Here is a 16,360-nt window from a genome sequence, read left to right on the forward strand (position 1 = left end):
TTAGTTTTGTAATCGTTTGATAATCAAGTGCTTACAAAAAGCCCATTCTGGGTGAACAGAATGGGCTTTTTGCTGAAAAGGCAGGTAAGCAGGTTAAACCATTCGTGGCTCAAATCAAATGCTGACATTGCAGAATCAAGTTGGGGTCGGGGCATAGCGCGGCCCATGTTTTCTTTTCTTCCGGCAACGCCACGCCTGGAAAATCACCTTGCCGGCCTTGCATGTCGGCGATGATCTGAAAATGCAGGTGGGGCGGCCAATCGCCGTTTTCGGGGTGCGGCCCGACTTCAGCAAACGTGGTTCCTTTCTCCACTATCATGTCGGGGCGCAACAGGGCTACTTCGCGGCGCCCCAAATGTCCGTAGAGCGTGTAAAACGTCGTGCCCTCCAAGCTGTGTTCGAGAATTACCGTTGGGCCGTAATCGCCGAAATTATTGTTGTCGGCCACGCTGTGCACGACGGCATCGAGCGGCGCCAACACCGGCGTACCGGCCCGTAGCCACACATCGACGCCCAAATGCAGCGAACGAGACGGGGAGCTTGGGTCGCCAAATACGCCCGGACTGCGCCGGTAGATCACGCGGTTTTCGAGGTAGCCACCCACGCCAATCTGTGCTTCCTGCGCGTCGAGTAGCTGTTGCACCAGCTCTTCAAAAGCGGCCGTATCGCGCAGGTCGGCATGATCGAGCAGGGGATTGGCAGCCGTAAAATCGAGGCGAGCCACTTGGGGCGAGTTGAGATCGACGGGCAAAACCGGCCCGAACTCAGCGGAATGACGACGCAGAAGAGCAGAAAGCGACATAGAAAAACGGGGAAGAACGCAAACTTGGGTGGCAGCTACCGAGAAACGAAACGTAAATAGAAATGTTGAGGCCCTAACATGCCCTGTAGCCTACAAAGCTATGCGTTACATTTGTAGCACCGCTTGCCAACCCGCAGCGCCCTTTTTTGGTTAGCTTACTCCACTCCCACCAGTTCATCAACCCGCATGAGCAGCCCGTATCTTACGCTCAACGTCGTCGAGCTTACCCACGAAACGCCCGATACCGTTACCATCCATCTTGAAACGCCTGGCCGTCAGCCCGTAGCCAGTGAGCCGGGCCAGTTTCTTACCCTGATTTTGCCTTGCGGCCCAGCCGGCAAGAAAGAGCGCCGCTCGTATTCGCTCAGCAGCACGGCCCACGAAGCACCGCGCCTCTCGGTTACGGTAAAGCGCGTGCCGGGTGGGTTGGTGAGTAATTATCTGCTTGATACAGTGCAGGTTGGCCAGCAGATTGAAGCCATGGCTCCGCTGGGCAACTTTACGATCAAAACCAATCCAAAAGCCGCGCGCTCCATTGTGCTGATTGGGGCAGGCAGTGGCATCACGCCGCTCATGAGCATTCTGAAAGCCGTGTTGCGCGAAGAGCCCAACAGCCACGTGCTGCTCGTGTATGGCAGCCGCAACGAAGCGGCCGTGATTTTTTCCAAGCAGCTCCACCAATTGGAAACGCAATACGGCCGCCGCTTACAAATTGAACACGTTTTTAGTCAGCCCGCTAACCCTGCCGCCAGCCAGCATACCGGCCGCCTCAACCGCACCATGCTGCTGCGCATTCTGGAGCAACTGCACCAATTTCCGGCAGCACAAGCCGAGTATTTCCTTTGCGGCCCCGAGGGCATGATGACCGAAGCCCGCGCCGCCCTCGACTTGCTGGGCGTCCCCGCTGCGCAGATTCGCCGCGAAAGCTTTGTGGCGGCTGCCGAAACCCAGGAAGCTGCCGCCGCGCAGCCCAATGGCCACGGCGACGTATCGGACAGCGATACTGATGAAATCGTAACGCGCACTGTCACAATCAATTACGAAGGATCGGAGTACGAAGTCAGCGTTGAGCCTTCCCAAACGATACTCGAAGCCGCGCTCGATCAGGACATCGACCTGCCGTATAGCTGCCAGGCGGGTTTGTGCACGGCGTGCCGCGGCAAGTGCCTTTCGGGCAAGGTGCACCTCGACGAGCGCGAGGGCCTGTCCGACTCGGAAATGAAGCAAGGCTACGTGCTGTTGTGCGTAGGCCACCCACTCACCAGCGACGTTGTGCTGGAGATTGGGTAACGCTGAGGCGCAAATCGGTGGCCGATTTTCCCAACGCCCAGCCGTTTTTTGCGTAGAAGGGAGCTTGCGTCACGCCGGAGTTTTAGGGTTGCAGTTGGCTTATTTTCCTCAATTCGACATATTCGTAAGCTGAGCTGTAGCAACTCTTTCCTTTCTCTGTTTTACTGGCGTATCTTGTATTTATGATGAATTCCGCCCTCGATACCCAAGTGGCTTCGGCTACGGATACGCAGCGTCCGCCGCGTCATTTTCTGCCCGAAGCGTTCACTGTCAGCGATTGGGCCTCTCTCGAACCGTATTTTGTCGAGCTACGCGACCGCACCCTTGCTTCTTCCGACGAGTTGGAAAAATGGATGCTCGACCGTAGCGAGCTGGAAAGCATTCTGAGTGAGGATCTTGCGTGGCGCTACATCCGCATGACCTGCGACACGCAGGACCAGGAGCGGGCCGAAGCGTTTCAGTTCTTTGTCAACGAGATTGAGCCCAACGTTGCACCTTACGACCATGCGCTCAACGAGAAGATGATGCACTCGGAGTTCTTGCCGGGTCTCGATCAGGAGCGCTACGGCGTATTCCTGCGTTCGGTACGGCAAGCCCTCGAAATTTATCGTGCGGAAAACATTCCCCTCAAAACCGACATCAGCACCAAGCAGCAGCAATACGCCGCTACTGTGGGTGCCATGACGGTAACCCTTGACGGTGAAGAGATTACGCTGCCCCGCGCCGCCGACCGCCTGAAAAACCCCGACCGCGCCATCCGGGAAGAAGCGTATCGGGCGATTCAGGAGCGCCGCTTGCAGGACTCGCAGCCGCTCGATCAGCTGTTCACTGAACTGGTGTCTCTGCGGCACCAAATGGCTTTGAACGCGGATTTTCCCAACTTCCGCGACTACATGTTTGCCGCGCTGGGCCGCTTCGATTACACGCCGGAAGATTGCTTTGCTTTCCACCGTGCCATTCGCGAAACGGTAGTGCCGCTCATCGATGACTTGGATCTGGAACGGCGCCAGGATTTGGCCCTGCCAGAGCTGCGCCCTTGGGACCTCGATGTGGATGTGAGCGGCAAAGCGCCCCTGCGCCCCTTCGACACCGGAGAAGAGCTGCTGGAAAAAACCATTACTGTGTTTCAACGCCTCGATGGCTTTCTGGGCGATTGTCTCCTGACGATGCGCCAGATGGGTCACCTCGATCTGGAATCACGCAAAGGCAAAGCACCTGGCGGCTATAATTATCCGTTGGATGAAACCGGCGTGCCGTTCATTTTCATGAACGCGACTTCGTCGTTGCGCGACGTGGTGACCATGCTGCACGAAGGCGGCCACGCCGTACACAGCTTCCTGACCCGTGCCCTGCCGCTTTCCGCCGATAAGCACCCGCCGTCAGAAGTAGCAGAGTTAGCCTCCATGAGCATGGAGCTAATTTCTATGGACCACTGGGGGCTGTTTTTCCCGAATGAAGACGAGTTGCGTCGCGCCAAGAAAACACACCTCGAAAGTGTGCTGGAGACGTTCCCGTGGGTAGCCACCATCGATAAGTTTCAGCATTGGGTGTACGAAAATCCGCAGCATACCGTGGAAGAGCGCCACGCCCGTTGGACGCAGGTTTTTGACGAATTCAACCAGCGCACGGTAAGCTGGAAAGGCTTGGAGCGCTTTAAGCCTTATTTGTGGCAGAAGCAGCTTCATCTCTACGAAGTGCCCTTCTACTACATCGAGTATGCGATGGCGCAACTCGGGGCCATTGCCGTGTGGCGCAATTTCCGCCAGAATCCGCAGGAAGGATTAGAGGCGTACAAGCGGGCCTTGGCCTTGGGTTATACCGCCCCAATTGGCGAAATCTATGCCGCCGCAGGCATTCGCTTCGACTTCAGCACCGAGTACCTGCGCACCCTAGCCGACTTCGTGCGCGAAGAAATGGCCAAGCTGTAAGCTGCACCCACCGATCAAGAACGTAAAAGGCGGCCGGAGCAATCCGGCCGCCTTTTCTACTGATAACCCCTGCATAAAGACTTTCTACAAGCAATAAACCATACCAATAAAGCCGGGCAGCAAAGTATACGGCATGATGATCTGAAACACGGCCTTCGGGTTGCGTGGCAAAAAATAGTTTGCTATTAATGCCTGATTATCAAGTAGAAACAACTTCGCAACAGCAGAGCTAGCCTTACCTAGCACGGATGCAAACAATCTTCACCGTTTGCCCAACCATGCAGATACTTGCCCGTGGGTCGTCGGTGTAGGCGATGTATACTTTCTCGCCGTCGTGGGGCGTGTAAGCTGTCCAAGCCTCGCCAGCGGGCTCGAGGCGTTTGCCAGAGCTAAGTTCGAGTACAAACCGACACCCATCGAGGCCAGTTAAGTCGCGGATGGTGGCGGGAGTGGAGCAAGCAGGATCTGCGCTCTTGTCATCCTGACACGCACTTAACAGGACGAAACCGGCACCCAAGGCTAGCGTGCAAACAACTTTATAGTGGAACGTGAAGCTAGAGAGTTGCATCTGTGACAGGCTTAGTAGTTGAGTATCTGCACTAGAGATACTGACCATAAAAAGGAAGTTGCAAAGCGCCCAAACTTTTTGGCTCGATCCCAATTGCTAGAGCTCATTTAAAAGACGAAGCCCCTTGGCTGCCTTTACAAGCAACCAAGGGGCTTACCACAAGCGCGGCATCAAATGCAGTTATTGCTTTAATTCGAAAAGAGGCAGCGGCTGTAGCTTGCTGTATTTGCCGCCCAACGAGCTAATCTCTTCTTGGTGGAGCTGCAAGTAATTGTTGAATTGTTTGGCTGCTTGGTCATAGCGGACTCTGAAACCAACCACTTGATTATCAGTATCTTGTATTTCTTGCGTTAAGGTTTTTACGCCTTCCGTGGGCTGGCCGTTGTTGGGCAAGGCCACCGTATACAGCACATGCAACAGCGAATCTTGCGCCGAGTCGTAAGCGTCGATTTTATCCGAAGCCGCCATCGATTGCTGGTCGTAGCGAATGCGCTTCAGGCGGTCGTTGGCGTGGGCAAGCTGCTGAAGCTGAGCGCGGTCGGTGCCGGGCTGCGATTCTAACTCGCGCAGCACTTGTTTGGTAGCCGTTACTTTGGCGTCGTCGCTGGCGATCATCTCGGCCCAGCGCGCATCCACGGTGTCGCGGAGCACGTCCAGCTGAACCTTGGCGGCCTGTGGCGAAGCGGGATCTACGGCCTTAGGAGTGCGGTTACAAGCGTCGAGGCCGGCCAAGAGCAGGAGCAAGGCCAGCGGCAAAATTTTTCTCATGCTGCCAATAACGTCGAAAAGGGGCAAAATATTCACAGCGGTTTAAATTGTTCGAAGATTTGGCGGCAGTCGTGGCAGTAGTGCACAGCACGGCACAGCGTGGCTCCAAACGGCGTCCGCAATTCGGTGTTGTGGCCGTGGCAGCGGGGGCACTCGGCATACTCCAAAAAGTCGAGGTCGAGCACTTGGCCTTCCAGCATCGGCGGCGGTGTCAGGCCGTGCTGGCGCAAGCCGGCGCGGCCTTTTTCCGTTACCATATCCGACGACCACGCTTCCGCCAGGCTTATTTCTACCTGCACCTCCGGCACGCCGTGTGCGCGAAGGGTTTGCTCCACGTCGCGGCGCATGTAATCCATGGCCGGACAACCAGCAAAAGTGGGCGTCATGCGGACCACTACTCGCCCCGAATCCTCTACCTCCACGGCCCGAATCACCCCCAAATCCACGAGCGAAACCGTCGGGATTTCCGGGTCTTTCACCGCTTCGAGCCAGGAAAATATGTCGGCTTTGGAGTACACGGGTAATGGTTTTAGAAGTAATTGATAATCAGATACTTACCATTCGGCCGTAGGGTCGAGGCGGAATACCTCGGCCATTTCGTCGAGCAGAGGCTGTAAGTACTCAGTGTGCTGGCCCGTACGTCCGCCATATACCGGCGTAAGAGAGGCCAAATCAGGCATTTCCAACGCTGTTTGGTTGAGCACTTTCGTGATGTTTTCCTCCCAGCGCGTCTTAATTGCGTCTTCGCCTACAAAGATGCCGTCGGCGATGATGGCTTCTTCCTGAGCAGTTTTTTCAAACAAACCCAACGCGTAAGGCAAGGTGAAATTCAGCGAGTTCTGAAGGCGCTCAATGGCTTCTTCCGTAGCCGAGCCCAACTGTTTTACCCACGTGTTGGCGTGCAAGGTGTGGTACTTCAACTCGCCTTTTAGCTTGCGGGCTACCTGCGCCAGCGGCTCGTAGCTGCTCTGTGCAAGTGCCTCAAAGCGAAGTAGTTCGGCGTGGTCGTAGAGAAAGTGACGGATCAGGCTGAAGTCGTATTCACCGATGGGCAACTCGACCAGCTGTGCGCAATGAAACTGTGGGGCATTCCGCGTGAAAGCAACCATATCTGGTTCCGCCTCGCCGAGTTGGTGCAGCAACGAGTACAGCTGCAAGCTGTGGCCCAACTTGTCCTGGGCCATCGACGAAAACGCAATGTCTTCCTCCAGAATAGGGCCTAGGCCGTTCCACTCCGAGTTGCGGTGCCCCAAGATGAGCTGGTCGTCGGCCAAGCGGTAGAGAAGGTCTTTTAGCGCGTCGGTGTTCATGCCTGCGGAGCGTTTGACTTTTGTTCTTGTTTGAACAGTTCGATTTTGTCCATCACTTTGTACGCGATGGCGTCGCGGTATTTTTTGTCGGGCGTGGTGCTCCAGATGTCGCGATCGTCTTCGTCGGAGCGTAGGATATCGGCCGAGCGTACCACCCACACATTCACCACGGGGCGCTGTTCGCCAAACACGGCTTTGGCTACCGTCAATGCTTCTCGCGGACTCGAAGCCCGCACTTTGCCCACGTGCACATGCGCCTTGCCGCGCTTCTTGAGGTGGAAAATATCGTAGTCTTCTTCGCCGGCCGCGTAAGCGAGTTCTTCTTCCTTCGATTCAGAAACCGGCGTTGGAGTTTCACTGGCTTCGGTAGGGAGGGTGTCGTATACTGATTCTGTATCGTTCACGTAGTCAGATACTTGTACGCAACGCGTGGGCGTTACCCACATACCCGTGCAGGCAAACCGGCGGCTATACTGCTCCTTTGCAAACAGAAACGCCACGTCCAGCGATGGCGCGTGCACCGGCCCTACGTAGGCGTATGCGGTGCCTTCTTTTTTCTGGTGAAAGACCTCGTACGTCTCGAACTGGTCTAGTTCGGGCTTGTCGGGTGGGGGCGGAGGCGCATCGGGCAAAGCCAAGCGGTTGATGCGCGGATCGAGGGAGGAGAGGGACATTTCGGTGTAAAGTTTCCGGATCAAGTGTCATCCAGAGCGCAGCGAATGATGACACTTAGGTGGGTTGTGAACGAATACCTACGCCAGCGGGCGCACGTACTTCGCCTTCGGCGAAAGCAAGGCGCGGCGCACCCAAGCGCCGTTTTCTTCGGCGGCGCGACGCACAGCCAAGCGCTCTTTGTTGCAAGGACCATCGCCGTTGATGACGCGCTTGAAATCTTCCCAATCGGGCTCGGTGAACTCCCACACGCCGTCTTCGTTTTTGCGCAGCTTGGGGTCAGGTACCGTGAGGCCCAGTTCCCATATTTTGGGCACGTACATGTCCAAGAACTGCTGGCGACACTCATCGTTGGAAGCCATCTTAACTTTCCAGCGCATCAGAATTTCGGTGTGCGTGCTCATCTTATCCGAAGGCCCGAAGAAGGTCATGATCGGCGGCCACCAACGGTTGAGCGCTTCCTGAATCATCCGGCGCTGGGTGGGAGTGCCGGTGGCAAGGTGCACGACGGCGTCGTGGCCGTACTTCAGGTGGAAGGATTCTTCGGCGCAAATCCGCTCCAGGGCCCGGCAATACGGGCCGTAGCTGCCTTTCGCATTGGCCATTTGGTTGACAATGGCACCCGCGTCAATCAACCACGAAATCACGTTCGAATCGGCCCAAGTGAAAGCCGGATAGTTGAAAACGTTTGAATACTTGCTCTTGCCATTGATCAAATCCGACAGCATTTGCTCGCGCGTTTTGCCCAGCGTTTCAGCCGCCGAATACAACAACTGCGCATGGCCTACTTCGTCCTGCACCTTGGCCATCTGGGCCATTTTGCGGCGGAAGCCAGGCGCGCGCGTAATCCAGGTGCCTTCCGGCAACGAACCGATGATTTCGGAGTGGGCGTGCTGCTCGATCATGCGCGTGAGCTGCTTGCGATAAAGGCCTGGCATCCAATCGTTTGGCTCAATCTTCTCGCCGCGGGCAATCCGGGCTTCAAATTCGGCCAGCTTAATTGGGTCTTCGTTCTCCAAGCCAGTGGCGGCGTTGGCTGGGATGTCGTGGGTGCTTGCGGAGCCGTACATCGGGGGGGATTTGGGTGGGTGTCGTTAGGAATGAGCAAGGCCGAGCAACAACTGGTCGGCGAGGCGATGCGCAATGTCGTCGGGGGTAAGCTTGCCATCGGGCTTAAACCAGTTGGGAAGCCAATTGAGGCTAGCCAGCAGCGTAAGCGCCGCAAAAGCCGCGTCGGGTGCGTGCAGTTCGCCCGCCTCGATTCCTTGCTGAATCAGGCGGCGAAAGTTGACTTCGTAGCGTTCGCGCAACGTCAAAAATTCATTGCGGGCCGCTTCCGAAAGGTGGCGCCACTCGTGCAGAAACACGGCCGAAGCCGCTACGTCCAGCGTAAGCACGCGCACGTGGCTTTCGATGGCGCGGCGCAACCGCACAGCGGCCGGTTGGGTGTCGTCCTGCGTAGCGTTAGCAAAACCGGCAAAAAACTGGTCCGCCATGCGAAAGCAGATGCGGTGTAAAATCTCCTCTTTCGAGCGAATGTGCGAGTAAATGCTGCCTGCCTCAATGCCCAAAGCGGTAGCCAACTCACGCATGCTGGTAGCTGCAAAACCGCGGGTGCGAAACAGCGCCGTGGCCGTCTGGTCAATCTGGGCTTTGCGCGAAAGAGTGGAGGCAGTGGTTTCCATACAAGTTGCTAACAAAGTTATGGTTCCTAACGTTCGTTAGCAAACCTAGGTTGCGTAATAAATACGTAGCTGCAAGCTGCACATAAGCAACTGATTATAAAAAGCTTGTCGCCGAGATCAGGGGCAAGCTACCGCACGAAATGGTGCCGCCAATTTCCAAACGAGAAAATATCACTCCTTTCCCCGCGTCAGCGTACGCAGGAGTTCTTTCTACCTTTGCGCCTTCACGTATGTAAGCTATGAGCGATTCCATCACGCCCCTCGATAAAGTCGGCGAATTCGGCCTGATCCGCCGCATTCAACAAACCGTTACGCTTCGGCAAGCCAGCACTTCGTTAGGCATTGGCGACGACGCAGCCATTATTACGCCCGACGCCAACCACGATTTGGTCGTCAGCACCGATTTGCTGGTTGAAGGCGTGCACTTCGACCTCACATTTTGCCCAATTAAGCACTTGGGTTACAAGGCGATAGCCGTGAACGTGTCCGATGTAGCTGCCATGAACGCCATTCCGACTCAATTGGTCGTGGGCATTGCAGTTGGCGCCCGCTATTCGGTGGAAGCTATTGAAGAACTTTACGAAGGCATGCGGCTAGCCTGCGAAGCCTACAACGTCGACTTAGTTGGCGGCGACACCACGGCCAGCCGCGGCGGCCTCACGATCAGTGTTACGGCGATGGGCCAAGTGCCTCATGGGCAAGCAGTTAAGAGAGGAGGGGCCCGCCCCAACGATTTGATCTGCGTGACCGGCGATTTGGGCGGCGCATTTCTGGGCTTGCAGGTGCTGGAGCGCGAAAAGCAAGCCTACATGGCCGACCCCGAGATGCAGCCCGATTTGGAGAAGTACACGTACGTCGTGCAGCGCCAATTGCGCCCCGAAGCCCGCATGGACGTCATCCACGAGCTCCGCGACCTCGGCGTAGTGCCAACGGCCATGATCGACATCTCCGACGGGCTCGCTTCGGAAGTGCTGCACATCTGCCAGCAATCGGGCACGGGCGCGCGGGTGTTCTCCGAAAACCTGCCCATCGCCAATCCCACGCTGGAAGTCGCCGCGGAGTTCAACCTCGACCCCATCATGTGCATGCTCAACGGCGGCGAAGACTACGAACTGCTGTTCACCGTCCCGCTCTCGGCCCACGACAAGCTCAAAAACCACCCCGACATCACCATTATCGGCCACATCACCGAGAAAAGCGACGGCGTTAACCTCATTACCAAAGCCGGCCAACCCGTGCCGTTGCGTGCACAAGGCTGGCAGCATTTTTAGCGGCATTGTTAACCGACTTACTTATAAGGAAAGAAAAAGCCCCGCTATGTGAATAGCGGGGCTTTTTCTTTCTAAACTCAAAGGGCTTAGTCCTCTGGATACGGCACGAATACGAAGTTGGTAAACTCCTCATCCAACACAAACAAGCAGCAGTATTCATTTGGGTCCTTATACGTCTGCTGGAAAGCCGGTATGCCTTCTGCATTTATAATCCCTTGTTGTACAAAGAGTTCTGCGTAGGAAGCAAACACATGCCATTCCAGATTCAAATCGTCGGCGTTCACCAGCAAAGCACCCAGCGGCACTTGCTGCCGCGCAAACACAAAAATCGGATACTTAGAAATATCGCTCTTCCGAATTTGAGAAGAAGCTTCCATCAGGGTATCCGAAACAGTGGCGAAATCCTTGGTGATGGTGCCTAGGTATTTGCCATTCAGTTCGGGGTCGTTAGCGTAATCCATGATAAAACGGGCTTAGAGTATTTCATTGAAAGACAAACCATTGTCCTTCAACATTCTGGTAAATACCGATCTCTGCTACGATAGCTGGATTGTCTGAATTTATAGGCCAGTGAATAAGATTTGCTTCGTCAAAAATTATCCGAAGCATTACGTTTTCAACATACTCTATTCTCGTAACAACCTTGGCAATTAAAGAACAAAGTCTATTTCTGTATTCTACATTTCCAAATGCAATGCTCTCATTATCACATAGAATGGAAGGCCATACGAACATGGTGAATCCGCTACCGTCGAAATCAAGTTGCAGATAATCCATTACGAACGTCACAGAACTTAGCTTTTCGCCAACTAGGTCTTTCGTTAATATTTCCTGCATGATGCCCTCCAAATCACTTCAACTCCAATGCCACGACGTTCTCCACATGGTGCGTGTGCGGAAACATATCCACCGGCTGTACGCGCGTAACTTTGTAAGCTTCGTCAAGTAGTTCTAAATCACGGGCTTGCGTGGCAGGGTTGCAGCTCACGTACACGATGCGCGGAGCACGCATTTCGAGCAGACGCGCGACTACATCGGGGTGCATGCCGGCGCGGGGCGGATCGGTGATGACCACATCGGGGCGGCCGTGCTGGGCGATGAACTCGGCCGAGAGCACGTCCTTCATGTCGCCGGCGTAGAATTCGGTGTTTTTGATGCCGTTGATTTCGGAGTTGAGGTACGCGTCCTTCACCGCCGACACCACATACTCCACGCCAACCACGTGCTTAGCCTGCCGGGCCACGAAATTGGCGATGGTACCGGCACCCGTGTATAAATCATAAACCAGCTCATTGCCAGTTAGTTGGGCGAAATCGCGGGTGAGCTTGTACAGGTTGTAAGCGCCTTCGGAATTGGTCTGGTAAAACGACTTCGGCCCAACACAAAAGCGCAATCCTTCCATTTCTTCGTGGATGTAGGGCTCTCCTTTATAGCACGTTACCTCTAGGTCATGAAAGGTCTCATTGCCCTTGTCATTGATAACGTAATTCAGCGACGTGATCTGCGGAAACTTCTCATAGACATAGTCGAGCAGCGGTTCCAGCGCGTCGTGGCGGTAGTAGCACTGCACAATCACCATCAGATCGCCGGTAGTGTTGGCCGTACGAATGATGAGGTTGCGCAGAAATCCCGTTTGCTTTACTAAGTCGTTGAAAGGCAAATCGTTATCGCGTGTATAATCACGGATGGCCAACCGGATCGAATTGCTGGGCTCAGGCTGCAACCAGCAATGCTCCACGTCGATGATCTTGTCGAAGCGGGCGGGCGTGTGGAACCCCAGCACGCGGCGGTCAAATTCCTCGCCCGATTGGATCTGCTCGTTCGTGATCCAGCCGTTGTGGCTAAACGTGAACTCCAGCTTGTTGCGGTAATACGTGCGCTCCGCCGAAGGCAGAATCTGCGGAATCTCCGGAAGTGCCACTTTGCCAATGCGTTGCAGCGTGTCCTCGACCTGTTGCTGCTTGTATTTGAGTTGGGTATCGTAGCCGATGTGCTGCCATTTGCAGCCGCCACAGGTGCCGAAGTGCTGGCAAAACGGCTCGACGCGCAGCTCAGAGTATTTGTGAAAGCGTGTAGGCACCGCTTCAAGGAAGTTCTTTTTGGCTTTGGTGACGCGCAAGTCAACCACGTCGCCGGGCGCGACGCCGGTCACGAAAATGACCATGTTGTTGTGGCGCACGAGGCATTTGCCCTCGGCCACCATGTCGGTAATCTCGACTTCGCGGAGTGCGTCCGCAGGGATTTTTTTCGCTGTTTTGTTCACAAGCGCAAAGGTAAGAACCATTTGCCGCACGCTCAGCCCCCAATCCGAGGTTTGACCAAATGCCAACCGATCTTCTTTCTCTATGAGAAACGCTTTGGTTTGACAACAAAGAGGCCATTTGCGAAAGCAAATGGCCTCTTTGTAAGACGCTTATAATCAATTAATTATCTTTTACGATCTCAAACCAGCCTTTGTACGAAGTGCCGCTCGGCAGCTTGAACAAGTAGTAATACATGCCGGCGCCCAGCCCCTCGCCGCCCCAGGTGTTGCGGTAGTTGGTGGTGCTGTACACTTCCTTGCCCCAACGGTTGAAAATGGCCAATTGGTTGCCGGCGTAAAGCTGCACGTTGTCGATAAAAAAGACGTCGTTTTTGCCGTCGCCGTTGGGCGTGATGATGTTGTAGAGGGCGATTTTGTTTTCAAACGTCACGCAGGCGTCGTTGGAATACGTCAGCAAGGCCGAAGCGTCGTCGCTGACGGCTGTTACGCGGAAGCATTGGTTAAAGCCTTGGCTGCCAGTGCTCAACTTATACTGCAACGGCTGGCCCGCCGGTATGGTCGCTACCAATTCATCCTTGGCGTTATCGATGTGGCGGAAGACTTGGTATTGCTTCACTGCAAAGCCTTTGTAATCAGACCATTGTATGCTGACTTCGCCTTCGCTACGGCCGCCTTTGCCTTCAGTGGCTACGGCTTCGGTATGGATGATTGTGTGTTCCTGACTGGCTATGACCGTGCCGCAGGCATTTGTGAGCTCGACCCGATAGGTGTAGGCTTTGGCATCCGCGTCGGCAGAGGCATCAGCGAATCGCGTGCCCGTAAGGATGGTCGGTACCACGGCAAATGCACCCGTAGAGCCCGCATCCCGACGCAGCACGCGGGTACGGCTACCGTTGTCGCCCAGGTTGGGCACGGAAAGCAACACTTGGTGGTCATTCTGCGGATCGACCGTTGCGACATTTAGCGTAATCGCGGCGTTGTCGGGTTTCACAGAAAAGGAGGCCAAAGCGCCGGTACACCCAAAGGACGAAGTGGGCACCACCGTTACCGTTTTGGTAATGTTGCTGGCCAGAAAGTTGACGGTGATGGCGCTCGTGCCCTGCCCCGAAACGATAGTGCCATCCGTGACCGTCCACTGGAAAGCAGCACCCGTCGCGCCGGGTACCGAATAGCGCAGGCCGTTAAGGCCTTCCGGGCACACGTTGGCCGGCCCCGTGATGGTGACCACGGGCAGCGGATCGACGGTAAAGGTTTTGGTATACACTGGCCCAGCGCAGGCCGAAGCGCTTGTTTCGCGCGCCGTAAGGGTGTACACGCCCGGTGTCGCGAAGGTCGCAACGCTTGCCGTATTGCCCGCCGCCGTGAAGGCAACGTTCTGCTGGGCAGCGTTTTGTAAGGTAAACTGATACGTGGACGTCGCTAAGCCAGGCAGCGTAAAGCTAACTGGGCCGCTGTTGGCGCATACTCGGTCGGGGCCCGTTATGGCTAAGTTGGCGGCCGGCGAAGGCAGCACCGTCACGTAAAGCGTGTCCGACTGGCCGAGGCAACGAATGTCACTGCCGTTGGGGTTGCTGGTTTCGGTCACGACCAGTTTGCCAATGCCGGGCCGCGTCCAGTTGACTTGGATAGAAGCTTGATTGGTAGCGACTTGGGTGCCGCCAATCACTTGCCAGGCGTAGCTAGAGCCGTTGGTGAGCTGCGTTTGGTAGGTAAACGGCCCATCGGTCTGACATACGCGCAGCGGCCCGTTAGGCTTGGGCGTGGCCAGCAGCTCATTGATCCGTACCGGCAACACAAAGGGAGCAGTCAGGCACCCAAATGCATTGCGGCCCACGACCTGCACGCTGGCATTGGCGTTGGTAGCACCCCAGGCCACGGTAATGCTGGTCGTGCCTTGGCCGCTTACAATATTGCCGCCCTGCACAGTCCATTGATAATCAGTGTTCTGCGGATTTACTACCGAATACGTAACACCTTGCACGGTGGGGCACACCGAACGACTTCCCGTAATCACATCGGCCGCGGTTTGGGGGCGCACCGTCACGGTTACCTGGCGCGAGTTGCTGCAAAGGCCATCAGTTGAAGTGACGGTGTAAATGGTTGTAGTATTGGGGGTTACAGTGATAGAAGCGCCGGTAAACGTCTGGCCGCCGCCGGTCCAGGTATAGTTCTGGCCGCCGCTGGCGGTGAGCGTAGCCGAGGTGCCGACGCAAATGGCCACGTCGGCGCTCACGCTTAGGGTGCTGACGGGCCGTACTTCTACCGTGCGGGCTACCGAGTCGGTGGTGCAGCCAAAGGCCGTTATGCCGCGCGCGGACAAAGTGCCGGTGCCGGCCGTATTCCACAAAACCGATACGCTGCTGCCAGTGGCCGGCCCTTGGATGGCACCGCCCCGGACGCGCCACAAATAGCTGCTCGCGTTGGTGCCCGTTACGGTGTAGGTGCTGGGTTTCGACTGATCGCAGACAAGAGCGTCGCCGGTGATGGCCGTGGGCGGGCTAGCCCGCTTAACCGTAATTCGGATGATTTGAGCCACACTTTTGCTGCCACACGCCTGGTCAGCAGCCGTCACGACGACGTCGTAAGGGGTGGCGCGGGCGTTGCCGCACCGCGAGTTGAAGCGAAAGGTGCCGGAAACGTTGCCCGTGCCGGAGATCAGGGCAGAGCCGCTGCCGTTGCTGACGGTTCCCACGTCGTTGGCGAAGGTGGCATCAAAGCCGCCCGGCCCGTCGAGCAGCACGCTGTTGACTCGCAGCGACAGGGTTTTAAGCTCCGGGTCGCGAGCGGCCAGATCGAAGCTGAGCGACTGTCCTTCTTCGATGGTAAATTCTTTAATGGCGGTGGTAGAGGCCGTAAACTGCGGGGCCTGATTGGGTTGGCAGGTTTGGGCAATTAATTGAATATCGCGCCTGGTCGTCCCGACCAGCACCTCCTGCCCGTTGATAACGCGGTATTCTTTCACATCAACCGCCACCACGTATTTGCCCAGAAATGGCGCGGCATAGCGACTCAGGCCCGTTTGAGGATCGAGAAAAGCATAGCTGCCCCGGCCCGGCCCGAAAGGCTGCGCCACATTGTATGTGCTCGCATACACTACCGATGTGGGAGGTGGGTTGAAAAAACTGGGCGGCGTGTTGCCGAGGTTGCCCCCGTAGGGCGTGCCGAAAGAATACACCAGCCGATCGCCGTCGGCGTCGTAGGCGTTATTGATGATGATGCTCGTATCGCCTTGGCAGATGACGGCCACGGCCGTATCCGAGAAAGTTGGCGTGCTGTTCGGGATTAGTGGCGGCGAAATGTCGGTGTAGAGCGTCAGGCCGGTGCCGCCGGGGTTGGAAAGGTTGCGGATGTCGTTGTTGCGCGCCGATTCGGTGTAAAAGGCGTAGTAGCCCGCCGCCGAAACCGGCAGATTCACAATGAGTTCGTACTTGCACAGCCGCACCGGCACGGGGCTATTGGTGCTGCCCGCCGCGCAGTCGCCCGAGGTGGCCGGCTTGATCAGTGCGTTGCTTACCCGCGGAAAACTGTACACACCAATGCGCGTGCCGTTTGGCGATTTGCTGTACAGCCCGATCGGGATGACGTCGCGGCCGTTGGGAAAATTGGAAGTGACATCGGCATTGAAGTACACAAACACCGTGATGCGGTACCGAAACGGTTGGCCCACCGGTCCTTTATCGTCGAGGTATTGATAGCCCATTTCGCCGCCGAGCAGGTGCGTAGCCGCCGCCGGTCGCGCTCCTAAGCCAAGTATCGTCACCAAAATGAAAAAAATGCGCAGTAAATGTGGCTGCATATGTAGG

Annotated in this window: 14 protein-coding genes; 3 read left to right on the forward strand and 11 right to left on the reverse strand. The window is 56.1% G+C overall.

The genetic code is table 11. The features are described 5' to 3' along the window. Positions 1-109: 109 nt before the first annotated feature. A complete protein-coding gene (locus tag FHG12_RS15425; RefSeq protein ID WP_139516577.1) occupies positions 110-802 on the reverse strand; it encodes a peptidoglycan DD-metalloendopeptidase family protein in 693 nt (230 codons plus the stop codon). Positions 803-988: 186 nt separating this feature from the next. Between FHG12_RS15425 and FHG12_RS15430 the strand changes: the two genes are divergently transcribed. Together FHG12_RS15430 and FHG12_RS15435 are read left to right on the forward strand one after the other, a co-directional pair. Then, a complete protein-coding gene (locus tag FHG12_RS15430) occupies positions 989-2,092 on the forward strand; it encodes a ferredoxin--NADP reductase (protein WP_139516578.1) in 1,104 nt (367 codons plus the stop codon). Positions 2,093-2,274: 182 nt separating this feature from the next. Beyond that, positions 2,275-4,020: a M3 family oligoendopeptidase gene (locus FHG12_RS15435; RefSeq protein WP_230471143.1), complete on the forward strand. Its 1,746-nt coding sequence runs from the start codon at positions 2,275-2,277 to the stop codon at positions 4,018-4,020. Positions 4,021-4,255: 235 nt separating this feature from the next. On the opposite strand, the gene FHG12_RS15440 is transcribed toward FHG12_RS15435, so the two are convergent. The 7 genes from FHG12_RS15440 to FHG12_RS15470 form a co-directional block, all read right to left on the reverse strand. Further along, entirely contained in the window at positions 4,256-4,588 is a 333-nt protein-coding gene (locus FHG12_RS15440; RefSeq protein ID WP_139516579.1) for a hypothetical protein, read from the reverse strand. 180 nt (positions 4,589-4,768) lie between these two features. Further along, a complete protein-coding gene (locus FHG12_RS15445; protein ID WP_139516580.1) occupies positions 4,769-5,356 on the reverse strand; it encodes a hypothetical protein in 588 nt (195 codons plus the stop codon). A 32-nt stretch (positions 5,357-5,388) separates the two neighbouring features. After that, on the reverse strand, positions 5,389-5,874 hold the full coding sequence (paaD, locus tag FHG12_RS15450) for a 1,2-phenylacetyl-CoA epoxidase subunit PaaD (RefSeq protein WP_139516581.1): 486 nt from the start codon (positions 5,872-5,874) through the stop codon (positions 5,389-5,391). A 36-nt stretch (positions 5,875-5,910) separates the two neighbouring features. Further along, complete coding sequence (gene paaC, locus FHG12_RS15455) at positions 5,911-6,666, reverse strand: 1,2-phenylacetyl-CoA epoxidase subunit PaaC (RefSeq protein WP_139516582.1); 756 nt, start codon at positions 6,664-6,666, stop codon at positions 5,911-5,913. After that, a complete protein-coding gene (locus FHG12_RS15460; protein ID WP_139516583.1) occupies positions 6,663-7,340 on the reverse strand; it encodes a phenylacetic acid degradation b in 678 nt (225 codons plus the stop codon). The genes paaC and FHG12_RS15460 overlap by 4 nt, the downstream gene beginning before the upstream one ends. A 78-nt stretch (positions 7,341-7,418) precedes the next feature. Then, positions 7,419-8,408, reverse strand: coding sequence for a 1,2-phenylacetyl-CoA epoxidase subunit PaaA (gene paaA, locus FHG12_RS15465; RefSeq protein ID WP_139516584.1), 990 nt, complete (start codon positions 8,406-8,408; stop codon positions 7,419-7,421). A gap of 24 nt (positions 8,409-8,432) precedes the next feature. Beyond that, entirely contained in the window at positions 8,433-9,023 is a 591-nt protein-coding gene (locus tag FHG12_RS15470) for a TetR/AcrR family transcriptional regulator (RefSeq protein ID WP_139516585.1), read from the reverse strand. Between the two features lie 239 nt (positions 9,024-9,262). Between FHG12_RS15470 and thiL the strand changes: the two genes are divergently transcribed. Then, positions 9,263-10,294, forward strand: a complete 1,032-nt coding sequence (thiL, locus tag FHG12_RS15475) for a thiamine-phosphate kinase (protein ID WP_139516586.1) — start codon at positions 9,263-9,265, stop codon at positions 10,292-10,294. Positions 10,295-10,380: 86 nt separating this feature from the next. Here the strand turns inward: thiL and FHG12_RS15480 are convergent, their stop codons facing one another. The 3 genes from FHG12_RS15480 to FHG12_RS15490 form a co-directional block, all read right to left on the reverse strand. Further along, positions 10,381-10,755: a hypothetical protein gene (locus tag FHG12_RS15480; RefSeq protein ID WP_139516587.1), complete on the reverse strand. Its 375-nt coding sequence runs from the start codon at positions 10,753-10,755 to the stop codon at positions 10,381-10,383. Between the two features lie 389 nt (positions 10,756-11,144). After that, entirely contained in the window at positions 11,145-12,557 is a 1,413-nt protein-coding gene (gene rlmD / locus FHG12_RS15485) for a 23S rRNA (uracil(1939)-C(5))-methyltransferase RlmD (protein ID WP_394348421.1), read from the reverse strand. Positions 12,558-12,717: 160 nt separating this feature from the next. Beyond that, complete coding sequence (locus tag FHG12_RS15490; RefSeq protein ID WP_139516589.1) at positions 12,718-16,353, reverse strand: T9SS type B sorting domain-containing protein; 3,636 nt, start codon at positions 16,351-16,353, stop codon at positions 12,718-12,720. Between the last annotated feature and the right edge of the window lie 7 nt (positions 16,354-16,360).

The sequence above is a fragment of the Hymenobacter jejuensis genome, from assembly GCF_006337165.1.
Classification (GTDB): domain Bacteria; phylum Bacteroidota; class Bacteroidia; order Cytophagales; family Hymenobacteraceae; genus Hymenobacter; species Hymenobacter jejuensis.

Coding starts and splice junctions, on each gene's coding strand:
- FHG12_RS15425 (WP_139516577.1), bottom strand. CDS start 802: ATGTCGCTTTCTGCTCTTCTGCGTCGTCATTCCGCTGAGTTCGGGCCG.
- FHG12_RS15430 (WP_139516578.1), top strand. CDS start 989: ATGAGCAGCCCGTATCTTACGCTCAACGTCGTCGAGCTTACCCACGAA.
- FHG12_RS15435 (WP_230471143.1), top strand. CDS start 2,275: ATGATGAATTCCGCCCTCGATACCCAAGTGGCTTCGGCTACGGATACG.
- FHG12_RS15440 (WP_139516579.1), bottom strand. CDS start 4,588: ATGCAACTCTCTAGCTTCACGTTCCACTATAAAGTTGTTTGCACGCTA.
- FHG12_RS15445 (WP_139516580.1), bottom strand. CDS start 5,356: ATGAGAAAAATTTTGCCGCTGGCCTTGCTCCTGCTCTTGGCCGGCCTC.
- paaC (WP_139516582.1), bottom strand. CDS start 6,666: ATGAACACCGACGCGCTAAAAGACCTTCTCTACCGCTTGGCCGACGAC.
- FHG12_RS15460 (WP_139516583.1), bottom strand. CDS start 7,340: ATGTCCCTCTCCTCCCTCGATCCGCGCATCAACCGCTTGGCTTTGCCC.
- paaA (WP_139516584.1), bottom strand. CDS start 8,408: ATGTACGGCTCCGCAAGCACCCACGACATCCCAGCCAACGCCGCCACT.
- FHG12_RS15470 (WP_139516585.1), bottom strand. CDS start 9,023: ATGGAAACCACTGCCTCCACTCTTTCGCGCAAAGCCCAGATTGACCAG.
- thiL (WP_139516586.1), top strand. CDS start 9,263: ATGAGCGATTCCATCACGCCCCTCGATAAAGTCGGCGAATTCGGCCTG.
- FHG12_RS15480 (WP_139516587.1), bottom strand. CDS start 10,755: ATGGATTACGCTAACGACCCCGAACTGAATGGCAAATACCTAGGCACC.
- FHG12_RS15490 (WP_139516589.1), bottom strand. CDS start 16,353: ATGCAGCCACATTTACTGCGCATTTTTTTCATTTTGGTGACGATACTT.